Origin of the sequence: Rhodococcus sp. BP-160 (assembly GCF_019836205.1) — a bacterium.
GTDB lineage: Bacteria > Actinomycetota > Actinomycetes > Mycobacteriales > Mycobacteriaceae > Rhodococcoides.
Genome location: NZ_JABUEK010000001.1, coordinates 872,399 through 894,793 on the forward strand (window position 1 = coordinate 872,399; position 22,395 = coordinate 894,793).

Sequence of the window (22,395 nt, forward strand, 5' to 3'; positions counted from 1 at the left end):
ACACTCGAGGGGTGAGATCCAGGACGGCCACAGGTCGCGGTACGAAGACGCTACACCCGGACGAACTCGCGACCGGATCGGTGATGACCGCCCTCGCCGTCGCGTTCTCGGTGATCGGCGCCCTCATTCCCGTGGCGGGTGCGCTGCAGATCGTCGCCATCGTCCCGTTGGCCGTCATCGCCCACCGCCACCGCCTGCGGGCACTGGCCGTCGCCGGTACCGCCGGCATGCTCGTGTCGTTCGTCGCGGGCGGGTTCGGCACCGCGCTGACCATGACGATCTCCGGAGTGCTGGCAGGCATCGTGGGAGTGAGCGTCCGACGCGGACGTGGGTTCACGTCGGTGCTCACCCTCTCGCTGCTCACCGGCGCCGTGGTGGGCGCCCTCTCCGTGCTGATGCTGCTGATCCTCAGCGGACTGCGCGAGCTGTTCCTCACCGTGCTCGACAACTCGATCCGCGGCAGCGCGGACATCGTCGGCAGGATCGCACCCGCCGAGGACGTCGCCACCGCCGTGGCCGACTACGCCTCCTTCGCCCTGGGGTACTGGTGGGTGCTCGTCTTCGTCTCGGCGCTGATGTCGACGGCCGTCAGCGGCGTCGTCGCGTGGTGGGTGCTGCGCGCCACCCTGTCCCGCCTCGGCGAGCTGGAGTCGCGGGGCGAGTTGCCCGACGTCGTGATCACCCCCGACGACGCGGCCGCACCGCACCCCGTGCCCGTGCGGTTGACGGGCGTGACCTACCGCTACCGGGGCGGTCACGACGACGCGCTGGGCCCACTTGATCTCGAGATCGTGCCCGGCCGTTTCGTGGCCGTCGTCGGCGCCAACGGATCCGGCAAGTCCACGCTCGCTCGCATCCTGGTGGGCACCGAGCCGACGGGCGGCCGGATCGACCGGACGGGTTCCACCGGGCTCGGCCTGATCGGCGGAACCGCGATGATTCTGCAGCATCCCGAGTCCCAGATCCTCGGTACCCGCGTGGCCGACGACGTCGTGTGGGGCCTGCCGGCGGCGGCGCGGCCGACACCGGACCGTGTCGAGGCCCTGCTCGCCGAAGTGGGCCTGGCCGGGTACGGGCTGCGCGACACCGGCAGCCTGTCCGGTGGCGAACTGCAGCGCCTCGCCGTCGCCGCGGCGCTGGCTCGCGAACCACGGCTGCTGGTCGCCGACGAGGCCACCGCGATGATCGACCCGGAGGGTCAGCGCGATCTCGTCGAACTGCTCGCCCGGCTCCCCCGTCGCCACGGCATGGCCGTCGTCCTCATCACCCATCGCGCGACCGAGGCAGCGCTGGCCGACGACGTCGTACGGCTGCACCGCGGCCGCCGGGTGATGCACGACCCGAACTGGATGTCGTCGACTCCGCTGCGGACGGATCCGCTGCCGCCGCCCGGACCACCGTTACTGGTGCTGCGCGGCGTCGGACACGTGTACGACCGACGCGGTCCGTGGGCCACCCGCGCGCTCGAGGGAATCGACCTCACGGTGCATCGCGGCGAGGGGTTGCTCGTCATCGGCGGCAACGGCTCCGGCAAATCCACGCTGGCCTGGATCATGGCCGGCCTGACGACGCCCTCCGAGGGCACGTGCGAGCTCTCGGGCAAGGCCACGTCGTCGGCCGTCGGCACCGTCGCGCTCTCGTTCCAGCACGCTCGGTTGCAACTGCAGCGCCGCACCGTGTCCGAGGACATCGAGGCCGCGGGGGGAACCGACGTGGGCACCATCGACGTCAGCCGTGTTCTCGACCAGGTGGGACTCGATCGCCGCATCGCGGGCGCGCGTGTCGACGAACTGAGTGGCGGGCAGATGCGGCGCGTCGCGCTGGCCGGACTGCTGGTGGGCAAGCCGGACGTCCTGGTGCTCGACGAACCGCTCGCCGGACTCGATCCGCCGGGTCGACGGGAGATCACCGCTCTGCTCACCCATCTGCGCCGCACAGGGCTCACCCTCGTCATCATCTCGCACGACGTCGACACCCTGGCGTCCGTCCGATCGCGCACCGTCGTGCTCGACCACGGCACCCTGCAGCTGGGGTCCACCGACGACACCATGGAACGAGGAGTGACCCGATGAGAGGCACGCTGCTCCGCGAACTTCCGCGGGAGACGTCGGTCCACCGACTCTGGGCGGGAACGAAACTCGTGGCGGTCACGCTGCTGGGCGGGTCGCTGGTGGTCTACCCGACCTGGCCGATGCTCGCCGCGGTGTCCGTCGTCCTGCTGCTCGCGGCGATCGCCGCACGAGTCCCGGTGTTCGCGATCCCCGTTCCGCCGTGGTGGCTCTGGGGACTGGTCGCGTTCGGTGCCGCGGTGAACTCGGTGGTCGGCGTCGACGCCGTGTGGATCTACTTCCGCGGCATCCTGTTCGGCGTCGTGCTGCTGTGGGCGACGCTCACCGTGGCCTGGACGACGTCGATGGCGGACATCGCACCGGCCATCGCCACTCTGTTGTCGCCCCTGCGCAGAGTCGGTGCGCCCGTGGACGAGTGGGCCGTCTCGATGGCTCTGCTGCTGCGGTCGCTGCCGATGTTGGTCGACGACGTCTACACGCTGGTGGCCGCACGCAAGCTCCGACCCCGCAAGAGCACGCGCAGCGGCAAGACGCAGGACACATTCCTCATCGACATCATGGCCGCCATCATGTCGGTGGCCATCCGGCGGTCGGCCGACATGGGCGAGGCGATCGCGGTGCGCGGCGGCAGCGGCAGCATCACGTCGGGCCGACGTCGCCCGCACGGATCCGACGCGGTCGCCCTGGTGCTGGTGATCGCCGCGTGCGCGACGGGGGTCGTACTGTCCTGACGCTCAGGAGAAGACGGTGACGAACGTGTCGACGGACTTCTCGATGTCGCCCTTGAGCGCCCGCGCCACACCGGATCCCACGGGACCGAACAGGGGCGCGCCGCCGAGATCGATCGTCATCTTCAGCTCGGAGCCGTCCTTCTTCTCCGCGACGGTGAGCTTCAGCGAGACCTTGACCCCGCCCTTGCCCGCGCCCTTCAGCTCGAGCTCGCGCGGCGGGGAGTACTTCTTCACGGTCCACTGCACCCGGTTCCGCATGCCCTTGACCGACACCACGGACGCCATCTGCGTGCCTTCGGACAGTTCGGCGGGCAGGTCACTGCGCCACCCGTCGTGAATGCTGAGCCATTCCTCGTACCGCGTCAGATCGGATGCGCCGTTCCAGGCATCCTCCGCGGACAGAGGAACGATGCGGACCACCTCGAGTTTCGCCACGCCGTGAACACTAGCGCGTGACGACACCCGCGGTGGCCCGCATCGTGTCCGAACTTCCAGGGCGAATCCTAGTGAGCGACCGGCTTCTCGGCGCCGACGCCGGTGAGGGATCGCACCTCCATCTCCGCTGCCTTGTCGGTGCTCTCGTTGTCCTTGCTCGTCAGCGTTCCCACGATGCCGAGGATGAAGGCGAGCGGGATCGAGACGATGCCCGGGTTCGACAGGGGGAACCAGGCGAAGTCCGAGCCCTTGATCATCGCCGTCGCCGAGCCGGACACGGCCGGGGAGAAGATGATGAGCACGATGGTGGAGATCAGACCGCCGTACATGCTCCACAGCGCGCCGCGCGTGGTGAAGCGTCGCCAGAAGAGCGAGTACAGGATGGTCGGCAGGTTGGCCGCCGCGGCGACCGCGAAGGCCAGCGCCACGAGGAAGGCGATGTTCTGTCCGTTGGCCAGGATGCCGCCACCGATGGCGAGGATGCCGATGACGACGGCGGTGATGCGAGAGACCTGGACCTGCTTCTTGTCGTCGACCTTGCCCTTCTTGATGACACCGGCGTAGATGTCGTGAGCGAAGGACGCGGACGCGGTGATGGTGAGGCCGGCGACGACCGCGAGGATCGTCGCGAAGGCGACCGCCGAGATGACGCCCAGCAGGATCACCCCGCCGAGTTCGAACGCGAGAAGCGGTGCGGCAGCGTTCTGTCCGCCGGCCGCGGCGAGGATGCGGTCCGGTCCGACGATGGCGGCGGCGCCGTAGCCGAGCACCAGCGTGAAGAGGTAGAACGCACCGATCAGCGCGATCGCCCAGACGACGCTGCGACGGGCTTCCTTGGCGGTGGGCACCGTGTAGAAGCGCATGAGCACGTGCGGCAGGCCGGCGGTGCCGAGCACCAGGGCGATACCGAGCGAGACGAAGTTCAGCTGCGACGTGGCCGAGCCGCCGTACTGGGCGCCGGGGGCGAGAACGTCACGCGCGGCGACGGTCTCGGAGACCGAGTCGCCGACCATGGTCTGCGCGCTGCCGAGGATCTCGGACAGGTTGAAGCCGAACTTGGCCAGCACCATCACCGTCATGAGACCGGCACCGGCGATGAGCAGCGCGGCCTTGATGATCTGCACCCAGGTGGTGCCCTTCATACCGCCGACGAGGACGTAGACGATCATCAGGACGCCGACGACCGCGATGACGATGGACTGTCCCGTGCGATCCGAGATGTCGAGGAGCAGTGCGACGAGGCCGCCGGCTCCGGCCATCTGCGCGAGCAGGTAGAAGAACGACACCGTGAGTGTCGACAACGCGGCGGCGGTACGCACCGGGCCCTGCTTGAGGCGGAAGCTCAGCACGTCGGCCATCGTGAACTTGCCGGTGTTGCGCAACATCTCGGCGACGAGAAGCAGGGCGACGAGCCACGCGACGAGGAAGCCGATGGAGTACAGGAAGCCGTCGTAACCGTAGACGGCGATGGCGCCCGCGATGCCGAGGAAGCTCGCCGCAGAGAGGTAGTCACCGGCGATGGCGACACCGTTCTGTGGTCCGGAGAAGCCGCCGCCCGCGGTGAAGAACTCCGCGGAGGTGGCGTTCTTCTTGCTGGCCTTGATCACCACGGCCATGGTCACGATGACGAAGACCGCGAAGATCGAGATGTTGACGAGCGGGCTGCCGACGGTCTCGGCCTCGATCGTCTGCTGGGCCAGGAACTGCTGCGCGGCAGAGTAGGTGGTCACTGGAGGGGTCCTTCGAGTTCGTCGCGGATCTTCGCGGCACGGGGGTCGAGCTCACGGTTCGCGAACTTCACGTAGATGCCGGTGATGGCGAACGTCGTCACGAACTGTCCGAGTCCGAGCAACAGTCCGACGTTGATGTTGCCGAAAACGCGGGTGGCCATGAAGTCGTGTGCGTACGCCCCGAGGAGCACGTACGTCGTGTACCAGATGAGGAAGAAGGCGGCCATCGGGAAGACGAAGCCGCGCAGGCGCTTCTTGAGTTCCTGGAACTCGGGCGTGGCCTGCATGTCGACGAAGTCCTGGGGGGACGGGGTCCGGGGTTCGGGGTGTGCGCCCGAATGGGGTTGTGCGGTGGTCACGGGTGCTCCTACGTGTCGGGAGATACTCGGATGACGGTAGTGAGACCACCATCACACCGATACGGCGTGGCGCCGATCACACGCCGAGCAGCGCGCCGGTGCGCCGAACGGTCTGCCGGGCGGGACGAACGGTCGTGCCGCTCACTGCTTGCGCAGTCGCTCCACGCCCAGACCGAGGCGTTCGGGTGCGTGCATGGCCGACATGATGCGGCCGATGTCCAGCGGTATCGAGGACCGAGTCGCCAGCGACACCGTCACCATGACGGCGAAGGCGAGGGGCACGCTGACCGCCGCCGGGTAGCCGACGATCGCCGCGGCCCACCCACCCAGGAGCTGATCGGACACCCCGCCGAGCACGGCGAGGGATGCGGCGGCCGTGGAGACCCCGCCGCCGACGATCAGCCCCGCGGCGGCCCCGGCGGCGGTGAGACCGCGCCACCAGATGCCGAGCACCAGCAGCGGACACAGCGTCGACGCCGCGACGGCGAACACGAGCCCCACGGTGCGGGAGAGGTCGAGCGTCACCAACCCGACCGACAGCAGCAGCGGACCGGTGCCGGCCACGATCGCGGCGATCCGGAAGTCGCGCACCCGGCCGCGCAGGACGTCGGTGCTGAGCACTCCGGCGATGGTCACCAGCAGTCCCGACGACGTGGACAGGAACGCCGCCATCGCGCCCGCGGCGACGAGTGCGGCGAGCAGCAGACCCGGCACCCCGTCGATGGCCGCCGACGGCAGCAGGAGCACGGCCGCGTCGGATGCTCCGGTGATCAGCAACTGGGGAACGTACAGGCGTGCGAACACACCCAACACCGTCGGGAACAGGTAGAACACCGACAGCAGACCCACCACGGTCAGCGCCGTCCAGCGGGCCGCCGGCCCGTCCGGGTTGGTGTAGAAGCGCACGAGGACGTGGGGCAACCCCATAGTGCCGAGGAACGTGGCGAGGATCAGCGAGTACACCTGGTACAGCGGGAAGGGACCACCGAAACCGTTGCCGGGCGAGAGCCAGTCGGAGCCCTCGACCGGTGCGCCCGCCACCACGGGGACCGGCGATCCTGCCTCGAGTTCGAGCACCGTGCCCGACTGCAGCGTGTGGTCGCCCGCGTCGAGTGTCGTCGGTCCGTCCACCGCGGCGCCGTCGACGGTGCCGCGGACCACGACGTCGAGGTTCTCCTGCACCTGCACGACGACGTCGGTACTGATGTCGACCGTCGTGGCGGTGTCCACGGACGGCGGTGCGGGGGTGCCCATCTCGCGCGGATCGGCCGCGAAATGCACCGCGAGCACCAGCGCCGGTACCGCGACGGCCGTCAGCTTGAGCCAGTACTGGAACGCCTGGACGAACGTGATGGAGCGCATGCCGCCGCCGACCACGTTGAGGATCACGATCACTCCGATGACAGCCGCGCCGACCCAACTGGGAACGCCGAGAAGGATGTTGAGGGTGAGCCCGGCGCCCTGCAGCTGCGGGACGAGGTACAGCGCGCACACCCCGGCGACCACCAGCATGGCCAACGTGCGGAGCCGCGCCGAACCGAGGCGGAACTCGGCGAAGTCCGGCACCGTGTACGCACCGGACCGTCGCAGCGGCGCCGAGACGAACAGCAACAGCCCGAGATACCCGGCCGTGAAGCCCACCGGGTACCACAGTGCGTCGGCACCGTACTTGGCGATCAGGCCCGCGACCCCGAGAAACGATGCGGCCGAGAGGTACTCACCGGACACGGCCGCGGCGTTCCACCGCGGACCCACGCTCCGGGAGGCGACGAGGAAGTCGGAGGTGGTGCGCGCCAACCGGACTCCGTACGCGCCCACCGCGACGGTGGCCACCGCCGAGAAGATGACGGCGAGCACCGTGGGGACGGACACCATCAGCGCGTGCCGGACGTGAGAGCGCCGGCCATCAGTCCTCCACCAGTTCGGTGAACTCCTGCTCGTTGCGCTCGGCCGAACGGACGAAGAGGTACCCGGCGACCAGCAGGACCGGGTACGCGGCGACGGCGAGCGACCACCACGGGACCCCGATGCCGGCGATGCGTGCGGTACCCGCGGCCGGCGCGAACACCCACACCAGCGGGACGATGCCGAGGATCAGGACGACGACGGCCGCGGTGCGCAACGCGAGCGCCAACTGTGCGCGGACCAGGCCGTTGATCATGGCCTCGCCCACCTCGGTCTGCTCCTGGACCTCCACCCGGGTGCGCACGATGCGTGCGCCGCGGCGCTGGGCCAACACCACCTTCTCTCGCTGCGCCGCCATCTCAGGAACGGTGCTGTCCGGCGAGTGCCGCTCGTGGGCCGCGGACGAGCCGATCGCGGAGTTCGCGGGTGTGGCGACGGCTCACCGGGAGCTCGACGGGTGGGCAGGCACCCGTGCCGCGCAGGCAGACCACCAGTCCGGACCCGACGGTGCGGGTCCCCCCGACCTGGCCGACGGACACGAGGTACGACCGATGGACGCGCAGGAATCCGTGGTCGGCCCAGCGGGACTCCAGCGTCGAGAGGGCGATCCGCACCAGGTGGGTGCCGGTCGTCGTGTGCAGCCGGGCGTAGTCGCCCTCGGCCTCCACCCAGACGACGGTGGATCGCGGCACCATCGTCGTCACACCGCCGAGCTCCACCGGGATCACGTCGTCCTGGTCGCTGCGCCCCGCGGGACCCGGTACCGCGCCGGACCTCTTGTCGACGACGCGGCGGACAGCGTCGGACAGGCGCTGGTCACGGATCGGCTTGAGGAGGTAGTCGACGGCCCCGATCTCGAAGGCGGCGACGGCGCGATCGTCGTGGGCCGTCACGAAGACGACCGCCGGCGGTGAGGCGAAGTTGCTCAGCACTCCGGCCAGTTCCATGCCGTCGAGTCCGGGCATGTCGATGTCGAGAAAGACACCGTCGACCGGCGCGTCGCGCAGGATGCGCAGCGCCGTGGTGGCGTCGCTCGCTCCCTCGACCGATCCGACCGCCGGGTGGCGGCGCAGCAGGTAGACGAGTTCGTCCAGGGCCGGCCGCTCGTCGTCCACGGCGAGCAGCCGCAGGGGCCGGTCGGCAGCGGGGGGCGTGGTCGCCTCGGTGGCATGGGTGGGGCTCATGGCGTCTTCATCGTGCCATGTCGCACGCGCACGTCAGGGCCGGATGCCTGCCCGAAATTTCGGGATCCGCATACTCACCTTGGTGCCGGCGTCCGGCGCGGTCTCCACCACCAGGCCGTAGTCGTTGCCGAAGGCGGCGCGCAACCGGTCGTCGACGTTGGCGAGTCCGACGTGCACCCCCTCTTCCGATCCCAGGTCGCCGGAGCGCAGCAGTTCCGGATCCATGCCGACACCGTCGTCCTCGATGCTGATGGCCGCGTCCGTACCCGCGTCCGCCGCGATCACGGTGATACGGCCGCGGCCCCGGCCTGCGACGCCGTGGCGCACCGCGTTCTCGACGAGGGGCTGCAGCGCCAGGAACGGCAACACCACTCCGAGTACCTCGGGAGCGATCTGCACCGTCACGTCGAGGGAGTCACCGAAACGCGCGCGCTCGAGCGTGAGGTACCGGTCGATGTTGCGGAGCTCGTCGGAGAGCACCGTGAACTCCCCCGCCGTGCGGAACGAGTAGCGCGTGAAGTCGGCGAACTCGAGGACCAACTCGCGCGCACGATCGGGATCGGTCCGCACGAACGACGCGATGGTCGTCAAGGCGTTGTAGATGAAGTGCGGGCTGATCTGGGCGCGCAGCGCCCGGACCTCGGCCCGGTCGAGGCGTGCTCTGCTCGCGTCGAGTTCGGCCAGCTCGACCTGCTCGCCGACGTACCGCGCGACCTCGGTGCAGGCCCCGAGAAGACCGGGACCGGGTTCCTCCAGCGTGACCACGCCCAGCACGCAGACCACGCCGGCGCCCTCGGTGAGGACCGGCTGCACCACCACCGAACGTGCCGGGGCGCTTGCGGTCGGGGCGGTGCGCAGCAGCACCCGACGCTCGGTGTCGACGGCGCGGCGGGCGACCACGGGGAACTCGTCCAGGGTCCCGTCGACGGGACCGTCGTGGCCCAACACCGTCCCGTCCGGTCCCGCCAGGACGACGGCGGCGGCACCGGTCAGCGTGCGCAGGTGCGGCGCCGCCTCCGACGCGGACGCGGCGTCGAGGCCCCGCCGCAACGGGCGTGCCGCGAGCGACGCGGTGTGCAGCGCGGCGTGCACCGCGCGTTCGGTGGGCGTGGTCAGCGGGCGCGTCCCCCGGCGCGTGATGACGACGACCGCACCGGCGACGACCGCGGCCATCACCAACAGGACGACTGCCGTGGTGGCTGTCACGGCACCTGGTCACACGTGTTCGTCGGTTGTCCGGTTCCCGCGAACCGCTGGGTGATCCAGTCGATGCCCTCGATGTTGGCGGCCGAGTCGGCGTGGCCCTGGTCCGCCCGGACCCGGTAGTCGATGACGTCGCCCTGCGCGCACGCTCGGCGGGACGCGTCCTCGGTCCACTGCGGCAGGATGAGATCGTCTCGCGAGCCGACCAGCACCATCATCGGCGCCGCGGCCCGCCCCTGCGGTAGGGCGTTGTCCGACAACCACTCTCGAATGGCGGCGTACGCCTCCGGCGAGCTGGGGCGCACGTCGTCCGGTCCGATGGATCCCGCGGCCGTCAACTTCCCGGCGGCCAGGGGTCCCGTGCAGGCCAAGAGGACGTCCTTGTTCTCCAGCAGTCCGCCGCTGAGGAAGTCCGCGTCGGTGTACTCCGGATGGTCCACCAGGAAGCCCTCGACGACGAACGGCATGATCGCCTTCTGCGGCAACGTGAGCTGCCCCAGTCCGGAGTCCGGGGCGATCGGGCTGATGTCCGCGGCCGGGGACAGGTTGGCCGATCCCAGGAACTCGAGCCCGTCGCCGTACTCCGAGGCCATCTCGGCGGCGGCCCAGGTGGCCTGCCCACCCTGCGACACGCCCAGCGCCGCCCAGCGAGTCCCGCTGCCGGGCGCCACGTTCCGCGCTGCGCGGACAGCGTCGATGATGTCGTGGCCGGCAGACGGGGCGTTCAGGTACGGATGCGGATCGTCGGTTCCCAGGCCCTCGTAGTCCGTCACCGCGACGACGGCGCCGCGTTCGAGCATCGGCGTGACCAGGCCGATGGAGCCGAGCAGATTGGGATAGAGGGACGGTGCGCACTCGTCGGTCACACCCGTCGTGCCGTGCCCGACGGACACGACCGGCCATCCCCCCTCGGGCGGTGCGCCGGCCGGGACGAACACCGTGCCCGTGACGTCGACACCGCCGCCGTCCACCCCGGACGTCGAGCGGTACGTGATGCGGTGCGCCGTGGCGCCGAGATTGGTGACCGCCTGGTCGACCTGACCGAGGAGCACGTCGGCGACCAGCGAGCCGCGCTCGTCGCCCGTGGGGGCGGGAGAGCGGGGTGCCGCGTCAGTGGTCGCGTCGTTCCCCGGGCTGGGCGCGGGATCCGAGGACGCACATCCCGACAGCATCAGCATCGACGCGGCCAGTGCCGATCCCAGCAGGACCGGGACCCTGCCGCGCAGTCCTGGTCTCGAACCGATCCTGCACACGTTCACTCTCGCCCTCTTTCCGCCATGAATCGCTGCAACCGTGTCTCGGTGGCGGCCTGCTCGATGTCGAGCCCGTCCAGAACCGCGGCGAGAACCTCGTCGTCGAGGTCCCCCGCGTCGCGTGCGGCGAGCAACGCCTCGCGCTGTCGCCGCAGTGCGGTGCGCCGCCATCGATCGAACACCGCGCCGGAGGACCGCGCCCGCGCGGCCCTCTCCTGATCGTCCTCGTCCTGCTCCGTCCGGAGACGGCCCAGCATCACGCGGCGCACCCGATCGACGACCTCGGCGGCCTCGGTTCCCTCGACCTTCGTCATCGCCTCGTCGAGCGACTCCTCGACCGCACGGCGCGCGATCTGCCGAGCGAGTGCGCGCTGCTCGTCGAGATGCCGGGCCTCGTCCGGGTCGGAGATGTCCAGCCGTCGGATCACCAGCGGCAATGTCACCCCCTGGATCAGCAGGGTTCCGACGGCCACGGTGAAGGCGATGGCCTGGATGACTCCGCGCCCGGGGAAGTCGTCCCCCGCGAGGGTGGTGAAAGGGACACCGGCGGCCGCCGCGAGGGTCACCACTCCGCGCATCCCGGCCCAGGACAGGACGACGTTCTGGCGCCAGGTCAGTTCCGCGTCCTCGGTCGATCGAGCCCGGTGGTAGACGCGTCGCAGCGCCGAGCCGGCGAACAGCATCACCGGACGCACTGCCATGACGAGCGCGAGGACCAGAAGTCCGTACAGGAAGATGTGGTGGACGGGCAGCCCCTCGCGGCTGATGTCGTCGATGACGAACTTGAGCTGCAAGCCCATGTAGGCGAAGACGAAGGTCTCGAGGAGCAGATCGAGCGTCGGCCAGACGTGCCGCTCCTGGATGCGCGTCGGGATCGCGTCGCCGCTGCGCGCCGAACCGAGCACGAATCCGGCGGTGACGACGGCGAGCACACCCGAGGCGTGGATCTGCTCCGCGGCGAGGTAGGCGGTGAAGGGAACGAGGATGCCCAGCACGGTCTCCAGCGCGCTGTCCGCCATGCGGCTGCGGACGAAGCGCACGAGTCGGCTGAGCGCGTATCCCACAGCGACGCCGCCCACGACCTCGTAGACGAAGAACAGGAGCGGCGAGTCGATGCCGACCCGGCTCCCCGTCACGGAGGCGACCGTGATGGTGAACAGGGTCAGCGCCGCCGCGTCGTTGACGAGTGATTCGCCGGTGAGGATCGCCATCATGCGCGCGGGCAGCCCCAGCTTGCGCCCCACGGCCACCGCCGCGACGGCGTCCGGCGGCGCGACCACGGCGCCGAGGACCAGGGCGGCGCCCAGTGTCAGCTCCGGGACGAGCCAGTACGAGAAGTACCCCACCGAGACGGTCGTGATGACGACGAGACCGACGCCGAGCCGGACGATGGAGCGGAAGTTGTGCGCGAAGGAGCGGAACGAGAAGTTCAACGCTGTCGAGTACAGCAGGGGCGGAAGGATCACGCCCAGAAGGAGTTCGGGTTCGAGAGCGGGACGCGGCAGCCCGGGGACGAACGAGGCGACCGACCCGACGGCGACGAGAACGAGGGGCACCTGCAGATCGAGGCGCTTGGCGAAGCCGGCGATGACGACGGCCCCGACGATCACCAGAAGCAGGAGCCACCCGTCCATCGACTCGACTACCGCGCGGGTCTGCTACTTCTCGGGGATCGCCTTCTTGGCGGCGTCCTGGACCTTGTCGATCTTGTCGGCGTACTTGCCCTGCGTCTTCTTGTCGGCGAAGTCCGCTGCCTTGTCCACGGCCTTCTCGATCTTGTCACTGTTCTGAGCGGCGGCCTTCTTGCCCTGGCCGATCAGCTTCTTGAGGTTGTCCACGAGTGCCATGGTCGTCACGATACCGCGCCGGACCACCAACGCCGGTGCGGGAGAGGACGCGCGAGATCGACTCGCTGGCCCGGCATCGGCACCACCACCGAGATCCGCTCCGCCTCGGCGGCCGCCAGCAGCCGCTCCACGGGTTCGGACCACGGGTGGAACGCGAGGTTGAAGGTCGCCCAGTGGACGGGCACGACGATGCCGGAGGACGGGGTGCCCTGCTGCAGGTCACCGTGCGACCGCGCCGCCTCCTCGGGGTTCATGTGGATGTCCGGCCACCGGTCGTCGTAGGCGCCGACGGGAAGCAGGGTCACGTCGAACGGACCGAGCCGCGCCCCGATGTCCGCGAACGCCTCGGTGTAGCCGGTGTCGCCGCCGAAGAAGGCCCGGTGCTCCGGGCCCACCACCGACCACGACGCCCACTGCGTGGTGTCGCGCACCAGGGACCGGCCCGAGAAGTGTCGTGCCTCGAGGCACGTGACGGTGAGCGATCCGATGCGGACGTCGTCGTTCCAGTCGAGCTCGACGATGCGGTCCTCGGGGACCTTCCAGCGGCGCAGATGGGCGCCCACCCCCAGCGGCACCAGGAACGGCGCCGACTGCGACGTGAGCAGCGTGGCCACCGTGTCACGGTCGAGGTGGTCGTAGTGATCGTGCGAGATGACGATGGCGTCGACCTGCGGAAGCGCCTCGGCCGCAACGGGTACCGGGTGCAACCTGGCCGGTCCGAGAACCCGCGACGGTGAGACCCGCCGGCTCCAGACCGGATCGGTGAGCACGCGGTGACCGTCGATCTCGACGACCACCGAGGAGTGCCCGAACCAGGTGACGGCCAGGTCCCCGGCCTCCGCCGGCGCGAGCGGGGTGGCCAACGGCACGGCGCGCTCGGGTCGTCCCGAGCGGCCGCGCGTGAGCATCGCGGCTCCGATGCTCGCCTGCTCCCCCGCCGCGACCGGCGAGCTGCTGCGCGTGTTGTGGAACTTGCGGTCCCGGTAGTGCGAGGACGCGGCGGCGTACGGACGGATGGCACCGCGTCCGGCGCCGACGGCGGACGGCACACCCCACGCCGCACGCGCGAGCCAGGACAACCCTGCGGCGGCGAGCCCGATGGACACTGCTGCGGTGGCTGGTTTCACACCTCCGACACTAGTCCACGGTTGATGTGTACCGACTTCACAAGTATCGGCTCACGTCTGTTCCGGCAGGATGTGCTCCCCCGTCTTGTCGGTGCTCAGCGACAGCGACGAGATGTAGAGCGTCTCCCCGTTCGGCCCCTTCTTGGCCGACGCGATCATGTCCGGCCGCTCGAACTCCATTCCCGACACCGAGCACAGCAGCGTCGCGTCGGACGGGTTGCCGTACTCGTCGAACATCGGCAGGTCGATGCCGTCGTCGGTGCGCCGCAGGTAGTACTTGCCCTTGGTCGCGATCGCCAGCACGGGCGGCAGCACGATCGCCAGTACCAGCGCCACGATGGGCGAGTACGGCTTGATCGCCGGCCCGAACGCCCCGAAGAACACGAGGATGGACAGGATCGCGGACACCGCCATGGAACCGAAACCGACGGGGTTCACCGCGTAGAGCATCCCCCTGCGGAACTCCGGCACCTTCGGGGACAGCTTCAGCAGGTACTTGTTGAACACGATGTCGGAGGCGACCACCGCGATCCAGGCGATACCGCAGTTCGCGTAGAACCCGAGGATGTTGTTGAGGAAGTCGAACATGTTGGCTTCCATCAGGATCAACGCGATCGCGAGGTTGAACAGCACGAAGACCAGTCGTCCGGGGTAGGACTTGGTGACGCGGGTGTACGAGTTGGTCCACGCCAGGGAGCCGGAGTACGCGTTGGTCACGTTGATCTTGATCTGCGAGATGACCACGAGCACCACGGCGAGGGTCATGGCGAGCCAGCCCGGCATGAAGTTCTCGTAGATCTCGAGGAACTGGTGCACCGGCTCGTTGGCGATCGACGATCCGTCGACCACGTTCGCGATGAGGTACACGGCGAGGAACAGTCCGACGATCTGCTTGAGCGCACCGAAGATGACCCAGCCCGGCCCCGCGAGCAGGACGGCCGTCCACCAGCGACGCGAGTTCTCCGGCGTCTTGGGCGGCATGAAGCGCAGGTAGTCGATCTGCTCCGCGATCTGAGCGATCAACGAGAGGCAGACACCCGCGGCCAGCATGACGGATCCGAGGTTCACACCGGTGCCGGCGGCACCGTCGGCACCCCCGTAGGCCATGAACTGACCGATGGAGTCGGGGTTGCTCACCACGAGATAGACGAACGGCAGCACCATGAGGATCAGCCACAGCGGGGTCGTCCACACCTGCAGTGTGGCGAGCGCCTTCATGCCGTAGATGACCAACGGGATGACCATCAGGGTGGACACCGCGTACCCGATGGGCAGCGGGATGTTCAGCCCCAGTTCGAGGCCCTGGGCCATGATCGACCCTTCGAGCGCGAAGAAGATGAACGTGAACGTCGCGAAGATGACGTTGGTGACCACCGACCCGTAGTAGCCGAATCCGCTTCCGCGCGTGATCAGATCGAGGTCGATGTTGTAGCGCGCCGCGTAGTAGGCGAGCGGCAGACCCGTCAGGAAGATGACGACGGCGAACACCAGGATTCCCCACAGCGCGTTGCCGGTGCCGTAGGAGATGCCGATGTTGGCGCCGATGGCGAAGTCCGCGAGGTAGGCGATTCCGCCGAGAGCCGACGTCGCCACGACGCCGGTCCCCCACTTGCGGTAGCTGCGCGGGGCGAAGCGCAGCGTGTAGTCCTCGAGCGTCTCCTTCAGTGCCGCCGACTGCTTCTGACTGTCGGACGTGAGCGTGGAGTCGGGTGGAACGTCTCCGAGAGCGGTCATGGTCGGGTGCCTCCGGTCGTGTCGCACGCCGTGGCGGCGCGATGCGAGATGACCGTAGGAACGCTGTGTTGCCGGACTGTACGCACTCTGTGTCGAGTGCGTTACGTGGTGCCGGGGTGTCGCCTTTGTCCGAATCGGCAGGTCAGCGACCCCGATGTCGTCACTGGCCCTGGAAGACCGGGCGTCGCTTCTCCTTGCGCGCGATCCGCGCCTCCACGGCGTCGTTGCTCGCCCAGGCGGCCGCGAACGCGTCGAGCTGCGTGGCGTTCGCCTCGTCACGTGTGCCGTCGTCGTTGAAGACGAGTTTGAGGTGACGCAGCGACAGTGGCGCCAGCTGCGCGATCTCGTCGGCCCACGCGTGCGCGACGTCGAGATCGCCGAGTTTGTTGGCCAGTCCGCACGCCAGCGCCTGCTCGGCGGACAACTGCTCGGCACCCAGGAGCACCGTCCGGGCGGGACCGCCGCCGGCCAGCGACACCAGCCGCTTGACGGTCCAGTTGTCCACGGCGATGGCCAACCGGGTGGAGGGAATGGCGAAGAAGGCGCCCGAGTCGACCACCCGCAGGTCTGCGGCGATGGCCAACTGCGTGCCCGCACCCACAGCAGGCCCGTTCACGGCGGCGATGACCGGGACCGACACCGTCTGGAGCGCGCGGTTCATCGACAGCAGCGCCTCGGGGAACTCGTCGGCGATGGCTTCGCCCGACAGATCGGCGCCCGCGCAGAAGCTCGTGCCCTCGCCGGTGATCACGACGACGCGGGTGCCGTCCGCCTCGGCACCCTCCACCGCCTCACGCACTTCGGTGCACAGAGCCGTGTTCAGAGCGTTGCGGCGCTCCGGTCGCTGCAGTTCCACGGTGAGAACCGCGCCGTTCCTGGTGATACCAATGGTCACGTTGTGTCTTCTCTCTGCGTGGAACGAAGTGTTCTGTGAGACCCCCTTACGCGAATTTACCGGGTGCGGAGCCCTGACTGGTGTACTGGACGGGTGCAACACGTCGACGTCGCAGTGATCGGTGCCGGGCAGGCCGGTCTGTCCGCGGCCTATTTCCTGCAGCGAGCGGGGCTGCGGGCATGGGACGACTACGTCGTGCTCGACGGTGCGCCGGCTCCCGGTGGGGCGTGGCAGTTCCGCTGGCCCTCCCTGACCCTCGAGACCGTCAACGGGGTGCACGACCTTCCGGGCATGGCGTTCGCGGACACGCTGGCCCCCGACGTCGACCCCGCGCACGTGCCCGCGTCGTCGGCGGTGCCCGAGTACTACGCGGCGTACGAGAAGCACTTCGCGCTGCCCGTGCGGCGGCCGGGACGGGTGTCGGTCGTCTGCGACCGGGACGAGACGACGATGCGGTACCGGGTGGAGGCCGAGCAGGGCGACGTCCACGCACGGGGCTTGATCAACTGCACCGGCACCTGGGAGCACCCGTTCGTCCCGCGCTACCCCGGCATGGAGACGTTCACGGGGCGCCAACTGCACACGCGCGACTACACCTCGGCGGAGGAGTTCCGCGGCGAGCACGTCGTCGTCGTCGGAGGCGGGATCTCCGCGGTGCAGTTGCTCGACGAGATCTCGCGCGTGACCACCACGACGTGGGTGACCCGCCGCGAGCCCGTCTTCCTCGAGCGGGACTTCACACCCGAGGTGGGCCGCGCTGCCGTCGCGCAGGTCGAGGATCGAGTGCGCCGCGGACTGCCGCCAGGATCGGTGGTGTCGGTGACCGGTCTGATCCTCACCCCCAGCTTGCGCGAGGCCCGCGATCGCGGCGTCCTGGTACGGCGGCCCATGTTCGCGGAGGTCACACCCGACGGAGTGCGGTGGGACGACGGCACCGCCACCCGGGCGGGCGTCATCCTGTGGGCCACCGGGTTTCGCAGCGCGCTCGATCACCTCGCGCCACTCCGACTGCGCGGGCCGGGCGGCGGCATCACGATGACCGGCGCGTCGGCCACTCGAGTGGCCGCGCGGCCCAGCGTCCATCTGATCGGATACGGTCCGTCGGCCAGCACCATCGGCGCCAACCGTGCGGGACGCACGGCCGTGCGGGAACTACTTCAGGAGCTGGGCGAGACGTGAGTGCCGTGGTCCGTGTCGACGACCTGTCCGCCTATCGCGGCGAGCGCACGCTGTTCGACGGTCTCGACCTCACCGTCGGACCCGGCGACGTCGTCGGGCTGGTCGGCGCGAACGGCGCCGGCAAGTCGACGCTGCTCGGCCTGCTGGCGGGCACGGCGACCGGGGTCGACCACGACGGCACGGTCACGCTCACCCCGTCGGACGCCACCGTCGGCCACCTGGCGCAGGAGGTCTCCCGCGTTCCCGGTGAGACCGTCGAGATGTTCCTGCAGCGCCGCACCGGAGTGCGCGCGGCCGAGGACGCGATGAACGCGGCGGCGGAGACGCTCGGCGACGCGAGCGCGTCGGACGATCTCTACACACCGGCACTGGAGCGGTGGTTGGCGCTCGGCGGCGCCGATCTGCCCGAGCGAGCCGAGTCGGTGCTCGCCGGCCTGGGCCTGGACGCGGCGCTCGACACCGAGATGTCCGCGCTGTCCGGTGGGCAGGCGGCCCGCGCATCACTCGCGGGAATCCTGTTGGCGCGCTACGACGTCCTGCTTCTGGACGAGCCCACCAACGATCTGGATCTCGCCGGGCTGGATCAACTCGAGAACTTCGTCACGAGTACCCAGTGCGCCGTGATGATCGTCAGTCATGATCGTGAGTTCCTGGCGCGCACCGTCACCGGCATCGTCGAGCTGGACCTGGCGCAGCAGCAGATCTCCGTCTACGACGGCGGGTACGAGGCCTATCTGGTGGAGCGCGACGTGGCGCGTCGACACGCCCGCGAGGAGTTCGAGCAGTACGCCGACACCAGGTCCGGGCTCGAGGATCGCGCTCGGATGCAACGGAACTGGCTCGAGCACGGCGTGCGGAACGCTCGACGCAAGAGCAAGGACAACGACAAGGCGAGCCGGAAGGTCCGCGCCGAATCGACGGAGAAGCAAGCCGCCAAGGCGCGCCAGACCCAGCGACGCATCGAACGGCTCGACGTCGTCGAGGAGCCGCGCAAGGAGTGGGAACTGCGCATGGAGATCGCGGCGGCGCCCCGCAGCGGCAGCGTCGTGGTCTCCGTGAACTCCGCCGTCGTGGAGCGGGGGGCGTTCCGGCTCGGGCCGGTGACGGCACAGATCGACGCCGGGGACCGCATCGTCGTCACCGGCGCCAACGGCTCGGGCAAGACCACCCTGCTGCACCTGCTGCTGGGCCGCATCGCGCCGACCAGTGGATCCGTGAGCATCGGCTCCGGAGTCGAGATCGGCGAGATGGACCAGGCGCGTTCGGCTTTCGACGGACCCGACTCGGTCGCCGACGCGCTGGCAGCCTCCGTTCCGAACTGGCCGGACGCCGACGTCCGCACACTCCTGGCGAAGTTCGGTCTCCGCGGACAGGCCGCCCTGCGGCCGTCGGCATCCCTGTCCCCCGGCGAGCGCACCCGAGCGGGACTCGCGCTGCTGCAGGCCCGAGGGGTGAACCTGCTCGTGCTCGACGAGCCCACCAACCACCTCGACGTCCCCGCCATCGAGCAGCTCGAATCGGCACTGGAGACCTACGAGGGAACGATGCTCCTGGTCACCCACGACCGGCGGATGCTCGACTCGGTGCGCAGCACGCGCCGGTGGACCGTCGCGCAGGGCGTTCTGCAGCAGGACTGAGGATTTCCCCACCCGATCGTCGCAGTTCCTGCCGATCGGCAGGATCACGCACGATCGTGTGGTTCAGCGCGCGCTCGCGCGAACAGTGCTGCCTCCGGTATTGACACATCGTTGGGTTTATACAACACTTCGATACATGAGTCCGGTCAAACGCGGGACCACGCTCCCCATCCACAACCGCATCGGTGTGCTGCGCGCCGAGCGTCGGATGACCCGTGCCCAGCTCGCGGAACTCGTCGACGTCAACCCGCAGACGGTCGGCGCACTCGAACGCGGTGACCACTACCCGAGCCTCGATCTCGCGATGCGCATCTGCGACGTGTTCGGGCTGCCGATCGAGGCGGTGTTCTCGCGCACCGAGTTCGCGCCGCTGTCCACCGAGGTCTACCGGCGCACCCGGCCGGAGGAAGGAACACCACGATGAGCGACACCGTTCTGGACCGCTACCAGGCGTTCCGCACCCGTCGATACCTGCAGAACGAGGCGCGGTACGCGCACTACCTCCCCGGCTGGCGCACCCGGTCGCGGCGCCGGCTGCTGGTGTGGATACTGGTCGCCTCGCTCGTGGCTCTGGTGGCGTCGTCCGTGTTCATCCTCGTCGGACCCGAATGGGCACCGCTCACGTGGCTACCGGGCGCGATCGTCATGTGCGTGTCGTGGACGACGCTGCAGATCGTCACCGGCCGCCGTAGCGACGCTCCCGCCGATGCGCTGGACGAGTGGGACCTGCAACGGCGCAACGCGGCTCGCTCCATCGGGTTCTCGATCACCCAGGGCGTGGTGACGGTTCCGGCACTGGCACTGGTGTGGGCGACGACGTTCATCGACGATCCCCGACTGGCACTCGGTGGCGGCTTCATCATACTGAGTGGTTTGATTGCGGGGAGTTGCTCTCCCGGCATCATCCTCGCCTGGACGGCACCGATCGACGATCCGGACGAATTCCCTACTCTCCCATCACACTCCCCCGAGGAAGGACCAGCATGAGCGGCTCGACTCTCGAGATCGACGACCTGCACAAGAGATACGGCGAGACCGTCGCACTGGACGGCGTCGGGTTCACCGTGAATCCCGGCGAGGTGTTCGGGTTCGTCGGCAGCAACGGTGCCGGCAAGACGACGACGATGCGCATCACCCTCGGCGTGCTGGGAGCCGATTCGGGAGAGGCACGCCTGAACGGGCAGCCCATCGACCTGAACGTGCGCCGCACCATCGGATACATGCCGGAGGAGCGTGGGCTGTACCCGAAGATGAAGGTGGGAGCGCAGCTGAAGTACCTGGCCGAGCTGCACGGGCTCTCCACGGCCGATGCCTCCGCCGCAGTCGCGACCTGGACCGAGCGCCTCGGCATCGACGGCCGGGTGAACGACACGGTCGATTCACTGTCGCTGGGAAATCAGCAGCGAGTCCAGTTGGCGGCAGCCCTGATTCACGATCCCGCCGTCCTGGTGCTCGACGAACCCTTCTCGGGTCTCGACCCCGTGGCCGTCGACACCATGAGTGAGGTGCTTCTCGAGAAGGCCCGCACGGGTGTCCCCGTGCTGTTCTCGAGCCACCAGCTCGATCTGGTGCAGCGCCTGTGCGATCGGGTCGGCATCATCGGTTCCGGCCGGATGAAGGCCGTGGGCACCGTCGACGCACTGCGCGGCAAGTCCGGCACCACCCTCGAGGTGCACGCCCCGGCCGCTCCCGCCGGCTGGGCCGACTCGTTGACCGGGGTGACCACCGTGTCGCACTCCGACGGGCGCACCAGCCTGTCGTTGGCACCCGAGGCGGACGACCAGGCGGTGCTCGCCGCAGCGCTCGCCACCGGCCCCGTGCACGAGTTCGCCCGCAGCACACCGTCCCTGACCGATCTGTACCGAGAGGTAGTGGCATGAGCGAGAAGTCGACCACCCGATCACCACTCTCGGCGGGACGAGCCATCGCGCTCGTGGCCCGGCGCGAGTTCGACGTCCAGGTCCGGAAGAAGAGCTTCCTGATCTCCAACGCCATCGTGCTGCTGGTCATCGTCGGCGGCATCGTCGCGTTCTCGATCTTCGCCGGCGGCAGCGATTCCGAGGACCGCACGCCCCTCGGCCTGGTCGGTGATCAGGGTCTGTCCCAGACCCTCACCGCCGTGGGCGATCAACTCGGCGCTCCCGTCGAGGTCCGCGAGATCGGGTCGGCGGACGAGGCTCGGACGCAGGTCATCGACGGCGACGTGGACGTGGCGCTCGTCCCCGGGACCGGCGGCGCGTACACGGCTGTCACCGAGGACACCGTCGACGGCACCCTGAAGGCCGTCATCGACAGCGCGGTCGCCGCACAGGCGCAGACCGACGCGCTCACCGGGCTGGGAGTCGATCCCGCCGCCGTCACCTCGGCGACCGACGCCGCCACGGTCACGGTCGAGGCCGTCGATCCGCCGGATCCCGCACAGGGTCAGCGACTCGCGCTCAGCTTCATCGCCGTCATCCTGCTGTACGCCCAGATCATCACCTTCGGCATGTACGTCGCGATGGGTGTCGTGGAGGAGAAGTCGTCACGGGTCGTCGAACTGCTCCTCTCCACCGTGCGCCCGCTGCAGTTGCTGTGGGGCAAGGTGATCGGCATCGGTGTGGTCGGACTGGTGCAGCTCACCGCGTACGGCGCCGCCGGCCTGATCGCGGGCACGGCCACCGGCACGCTCACGGTCACCGGTACCGCCGTCAGCGTCTTCGTCTCCACGATCGGCTGGTTCGTGCTGGGCTTCGCGTTCTTCGCGGTGCTCTACGCTGCCGGCGGCTCCATGGTGTCGCGGCAGGAGGACGTCAACTCGACGACCATGCCGCTGCTGATCGTGATCCTGGCGATGTTCTTCGCGGCGTTCTCGTCCATCGACGATCCGGGAGCGACACTGCCGACCGTCCTGTCGTGGATTCCCCCGTTCTCCGCCATCCTCATGCCGCTGCGCATCGCGGGGGGCGTCGCGGACCCGATCCAGATCGTCGGCACCATCGTGCTGATGATCGTCGCGACCCTGGTTCTCGCCGTCGTCGCAGCCAAGATCTACCAGCGCTCCATCCTGCGCATCGGCCGCACGGTGTCCTGGAAGGAGGCGCTCGGGCGCGCCTGATCGCACGCCA

At 69.3% G+C, this 22,395-nt stretch carries 21 protein-coding genes; 8 read left to right on the forward strand and 13 right to left on the reverse strand.

Annotation, left to right across the window (positions count from 1 at the left end):
• The first annotated feature begins 11 nt into the window (after positions 1 to 11).
• Complete coding sequence (locus HQ306_RS04090) at positions 12 to 2,072, forward strand: ATP-binding cassette domain-containing protein (RefSeq protein ID WP_308115580.1); 2,061 nt, start codon at positions 12 to 14, stop codon at positions 2,070 to 2,072.
• The gene (locus HQ306_RS04095) at positions 2,069 to 2,800 is read left to right on the forward strand and encodes an energy-coupling factor transporter transmembrane protein EcfT (RefSeq protein WP_027504179.1); all 732 of its coding nucleotides are present in this window, start codon (positions 2,069 to 2,071) and stop codon (positions 2,798 to 2,800) included. Before HQ306_RS04090 ends, HQ306_RS04095 begins: the two co-directional genes overlap by 4 nt.
• A 3-nt stretch (positions 2,801 to 2,803) precedes the next feature.
• Here HQ306_RS04095 and HQ306_RS04100 read toward each other — a convergent pair whose 3' ends face one another.
• The 13 genes from HQ306_RS04100 to HQ306_RS04160 all read right to left on the reverse strand — a co-directional run bounded on the left by HQ306_RS04100 (position 2,804) and on the right by HQ306_RS04160 (position 16,472).
• Positions 2,804 to 3,235, reverse strand: a complete 432-nt coding sequence (locus HQ306_RS04100; protein ID WP_056446917.1) for an SRPBCC family protein — start codon at positions 3,233 to 3,235, stop codon at positions 2,804 to 2,806.
• Positions 3,236 to 3,303: 68 nt separating this feature from the next.
• On the reverse strand, positions 3,304 to 4,965 hold the full coding sequence (locus tag HQ306_RS04105) for a cation acetate symporter (protein WP_231476145.1): 1,662 nt from the start codon (positions 4,963 to 4,965) through the stop codon (positions 3,304 to 3,306).
• Entirely contained in the window at positions 4,962 to 5,324 is a 363-nt protein-coding gene (locus HQ306_RS04110; protein WP_027504182.1) for a DUF485 domain-containing protein, read from the reverse strand. The genes HQ306_RS04105 and HQ306_RS04110 overlap by 4 nt, the downstream gene beginning before the upstream one ends.
• 141 nt (positions 5,325 to 5,465) lie before the next feature.
• On the reverse strand, positions 5,466 to 7,199 hold the full coding sequence (locus HQ306_RS04115) for a cation acetate symporter (protein ID WP_056446914.1): 1,734 nt from the start codon (positions 7,197 to 7,199) through the stop codon (positions 5,466 to 5,468).
• A gap of 31 nt (positions 7,200 to 7,230) precedes the next feature.
• Entirely contained in the window at positions 7,231 to 7,587 is a 357-nt protein-coding gene (locus HQ306_RS04120; protein WP_222627731.1) for a hypothetical protein, read from the reverse strand.
• Position 7,588: 1 nt separating this feature from the next.
• A complete protein-coding gene (locus tag HQ306_RS04125; protein WP_222627733.1) occupies positions 7,589 to 8,413 on the reverse strand; it encodes a LytTR family DNA-binding domain-containing protein in 825 nt (274 codons plus the stop codon).
• A 33-nt stretch (positions 8,414 to 8,446) separates the two neighbouring features.
• Entirely contained in the window at positions 8,447 to 9,586 is a 1,140-nt protein-coding gene (locus tag HQ306_RS04130; RefSeq protein WP_222629115.1) for a sensor histidine kinase, read from the reverse strand.
• Between the two features lie 29 nt (positions 9,587 to 9,615).
• Complete coding sequence (locus HQ306_RS04135) at positions 9,616 to 10,794, reverse strand: lipase family protein (protein ID WP_222629130.1); 1,179 nt, start codon at positions 10,792 to 10,794, stop codon at positions 9,616 to 9,618.
• A gap of 77 nt (positions 10,795 to 10,871) precedes the next feature.
• Positions 10,872 to 12,503: a Na+/H+ antiporter gene (locus HQ306_RS04140; protein ID WP_222627735.1), complete on the reverse strand. Its 1,632-nt coding sequence runs from the start codon at positions 12,501 to 12,503 to the stop codon at positions 10,872 to 10,874.
• A gap of 24 nt (positions 12,504 to 12,527) precedes the next feature.
• Entirely contained in the window at positions 12,528 to 12,716 is a 189-nt protein-coding gene (locus HQ306_RS04145) for an antitoxin (RefSeq protein WP_042575922.1), read from the reverse strand.
• 5 nt (positions 12,717 to 12,721) lie between these two features.
• The gene (locus tag HQ306_RS04150) at positions 12,722 to 13,843 is read right to left on the reverse strand and encodes an MBL fold metallo-hydrolase (protein ID WP_308115542.1); all 1,122 of its coding nucleotides are present in this window, start codon (positions 13,841 to 13,843) and stop codon (positions 12,722 to 12,724) included.
• Between the two features lie 51 nt (positions 13,844 to 13,894).
• Positions 13,895 to 15,577 carry a cytosine permease gene (locus HQ306_RS04155; protein WP_051612977.1) on the reverse strand — a complete coding sequence of 561 codons (1,683 nt, stop codon included), beginning with the start codon at positions 15,575 to 15,577 and terminating at the stop codon, positions 13,895 to 13,897.
• A gap of 160 nt (positions 15,578 to 15,737) precedes the next feature.
• Positions 15,738 to 16,472 (reverse strand): enoyl-CoA hydratase, encoded by a 735-nt coding sequence (locus HQ306_RS04160; protein WP_308115543.1) that lies wholly within the window; start codon positions 16,470 to 16,472, stop codon positions 15,738 to 15,740.
• Between the two features lie 93 nt (positions 16,473 to 16,565).
• Between HQ306_RS04160 and HQ306_RS04165 the strand changes: the two genes are divergently transcribed.
• The 6 genes from HQ306_RS04165 to HQ306_RS04190 all read left to right on the forward strand — a co-directional run bounded on the left by HQ306_RS04165 (position 16,566) and on the right by HQ306_RS04190 (position 22,385).
• Entirely contained in the window at positions 16,566 to 17,651 is a 1,086-nt protein-coding gene (locus HQ306_RS04165; protein ID WP_222627737.1) for an NAD(P)-binding domain-containing protein, read from the forward strand.
• A complete protein-coding gene (locus tag HQ306_RS04170) occupies positions 17,648 to 19,288 on the forward strand; it encodes an ABC-F family ATP-binding cassette domain-containing protein (RefSeq protein WP_222627739.1) in 1,641 nt (546 codons plus the stop codon). Before HQ306_RS04165 ends, HQ306_RS04170 begins: the two co-directional genes overlap by 4 nt.
• 136 nt (positions 19,289 to 19,424) lie before the next feature.
• Positions 19,425 to 19,712, forward strand: a complete 288-nt coding sequence (locus tag HQ306_RS04175; protein WP_204866344.1) for a helix-turn-helix transcriptional regulator — start codon at positions 19,425 to 19,427, stop codon at positions 19,710 to 19,712.
• A complete protein-coding gene (locus tag HQ306_RS04180) occupies positions 19,709 to 20,275 on the forward strand; it encodes a hypothetical protein (protein WP_222627741.1) in 567 nt (188 codons plus the stop codon). Before HQ306_RS04175 ends, HQ306_RS04180 begins: the two co-directional genes overlap by 4 nt.
• On the forward strand, positions 20,272 to 21,168 hold the full coding sequence (locus HQ306_RS04185) for an ABC transporter ATP-binding protein (RefSeq protein WP_222627742.1): 897 nt from the start codon (positions 20,272 to 20,274) through the stop codon (positions 21,166 to 21,168). Before HQ306_RS04180 ends, HQ306_RS04185 begins: the two co-directional genes overlap by 4 nt.
• Positions 21,165 to 22,385 (forward strand): ABC transporter permease, encoded by a 1,221-nt coding sequence (locus HQ306_RS04190; protein ID WP_222627744.1) that lies wholly within the window; start codon positions 21,165 to 21,167, stop codon positions 22,383 to 22,385. Before HQ306_RS04185 ends, HQ306_RS04190 begins: the two co-directional genes overlap by 4 nt.
• Positions 22,386 to 22,395 lie beyond the last annotated feature (10 nt).

Bases quoted from the DNA above. Each gene is read 5' to 3' on its own strand.
- HQ306_RS04185 (WP_222627742.1), top strand. From the start codon at position 20,272: ATGAGCGGCTCGACTCTCGAGATCGACGACCTGCACAAGAGATACGGC.
- HQ306_RS04095 (WP_027504179.1), top strand. From the start codon at position 2,069: ATGAGAGGCACGCTGCTCCGCGAACTTCCGCGGGAGACGTCGGTCCAC.
- HQ306_RS04125 (WP_222627733.1), bottom strand. From the start codon at position 8,413: ATGAGCCCCACCCATGCCACCGAGGCGACCACGCCCCCCGCTGCCGAC.
- HQ306_RS04115 (WP_056446914.1), bottom strand. From the start codon at position 7,199: ATGGTGTCCGTCCCCACGGTGCTCGCCGTCATCTTCTCGGCGGTGGCC.
- HQ306_RS04120 (WP_222627731.1), bottom strand. From the start codon at position 7,587: ATGGCGGCGCAGCGAGAGAAGGTGGTGTTGGCCCAGCGCCGCGGCGCA.
- HQ306_RS04135 (WP_222629130.1), bottom strand. From the start codon at position 10,794: ATGCTGATGCTGTCGGGATGTGCGTCCTCGGATCCCGCGCCCAGCCCG.
- HQ306_RS04175 (WP_204866344.1), top strand. From the start codon at position 19,425: ATGAGTCCGGTCAAACGCGGGACCACGCTCCCCATCCACAACCGCATC.
- HQ306_RS04140 (WP_222627735.1), bottom strand. From the start codon at position 12,503: ATGGACGGGTGGCTCCTGCTTCTGGTGATCGTCGGGGCCGTCGTCATC.
- HQ306_RS04190 (WP_222627744.1), top strand. From the start codon at position 21,165: ATGAGCGAGAAGTCGACCACCCGATCACCACTCTCGGCGGGACGAGCC.
- HQ306_RS04180 (WP_222627741.1), top strand. From the start codon at position 19,709: ATGAGCGACACCGTTCTGGACCGCTACCAGGCGTTCCGCACCCGTCGA.
- HQ306_RS04130 (WP_222629115.1), bottom strand. From the start codon at position 9,586: ATGGCCGCGGTCGTCGCCGGTGCGGTCGTCGTCATCACGCGCCGGGGG.
- HQ306_RS04145 (WP_042575922.1), bottom strand. From the start codon at position 12,716: ATGGCACTCGTGGACAACCTCAAGAAGCTGATCGGCCAGGGCAAGAAG.
- HQ306_RS04155 (WP_051612977.1), bottom strand. From the start codon at position 15,577: ATGACCGCTCTCGGAGACGTTCCACCCGACTCCACGCTCACGTCCGAC.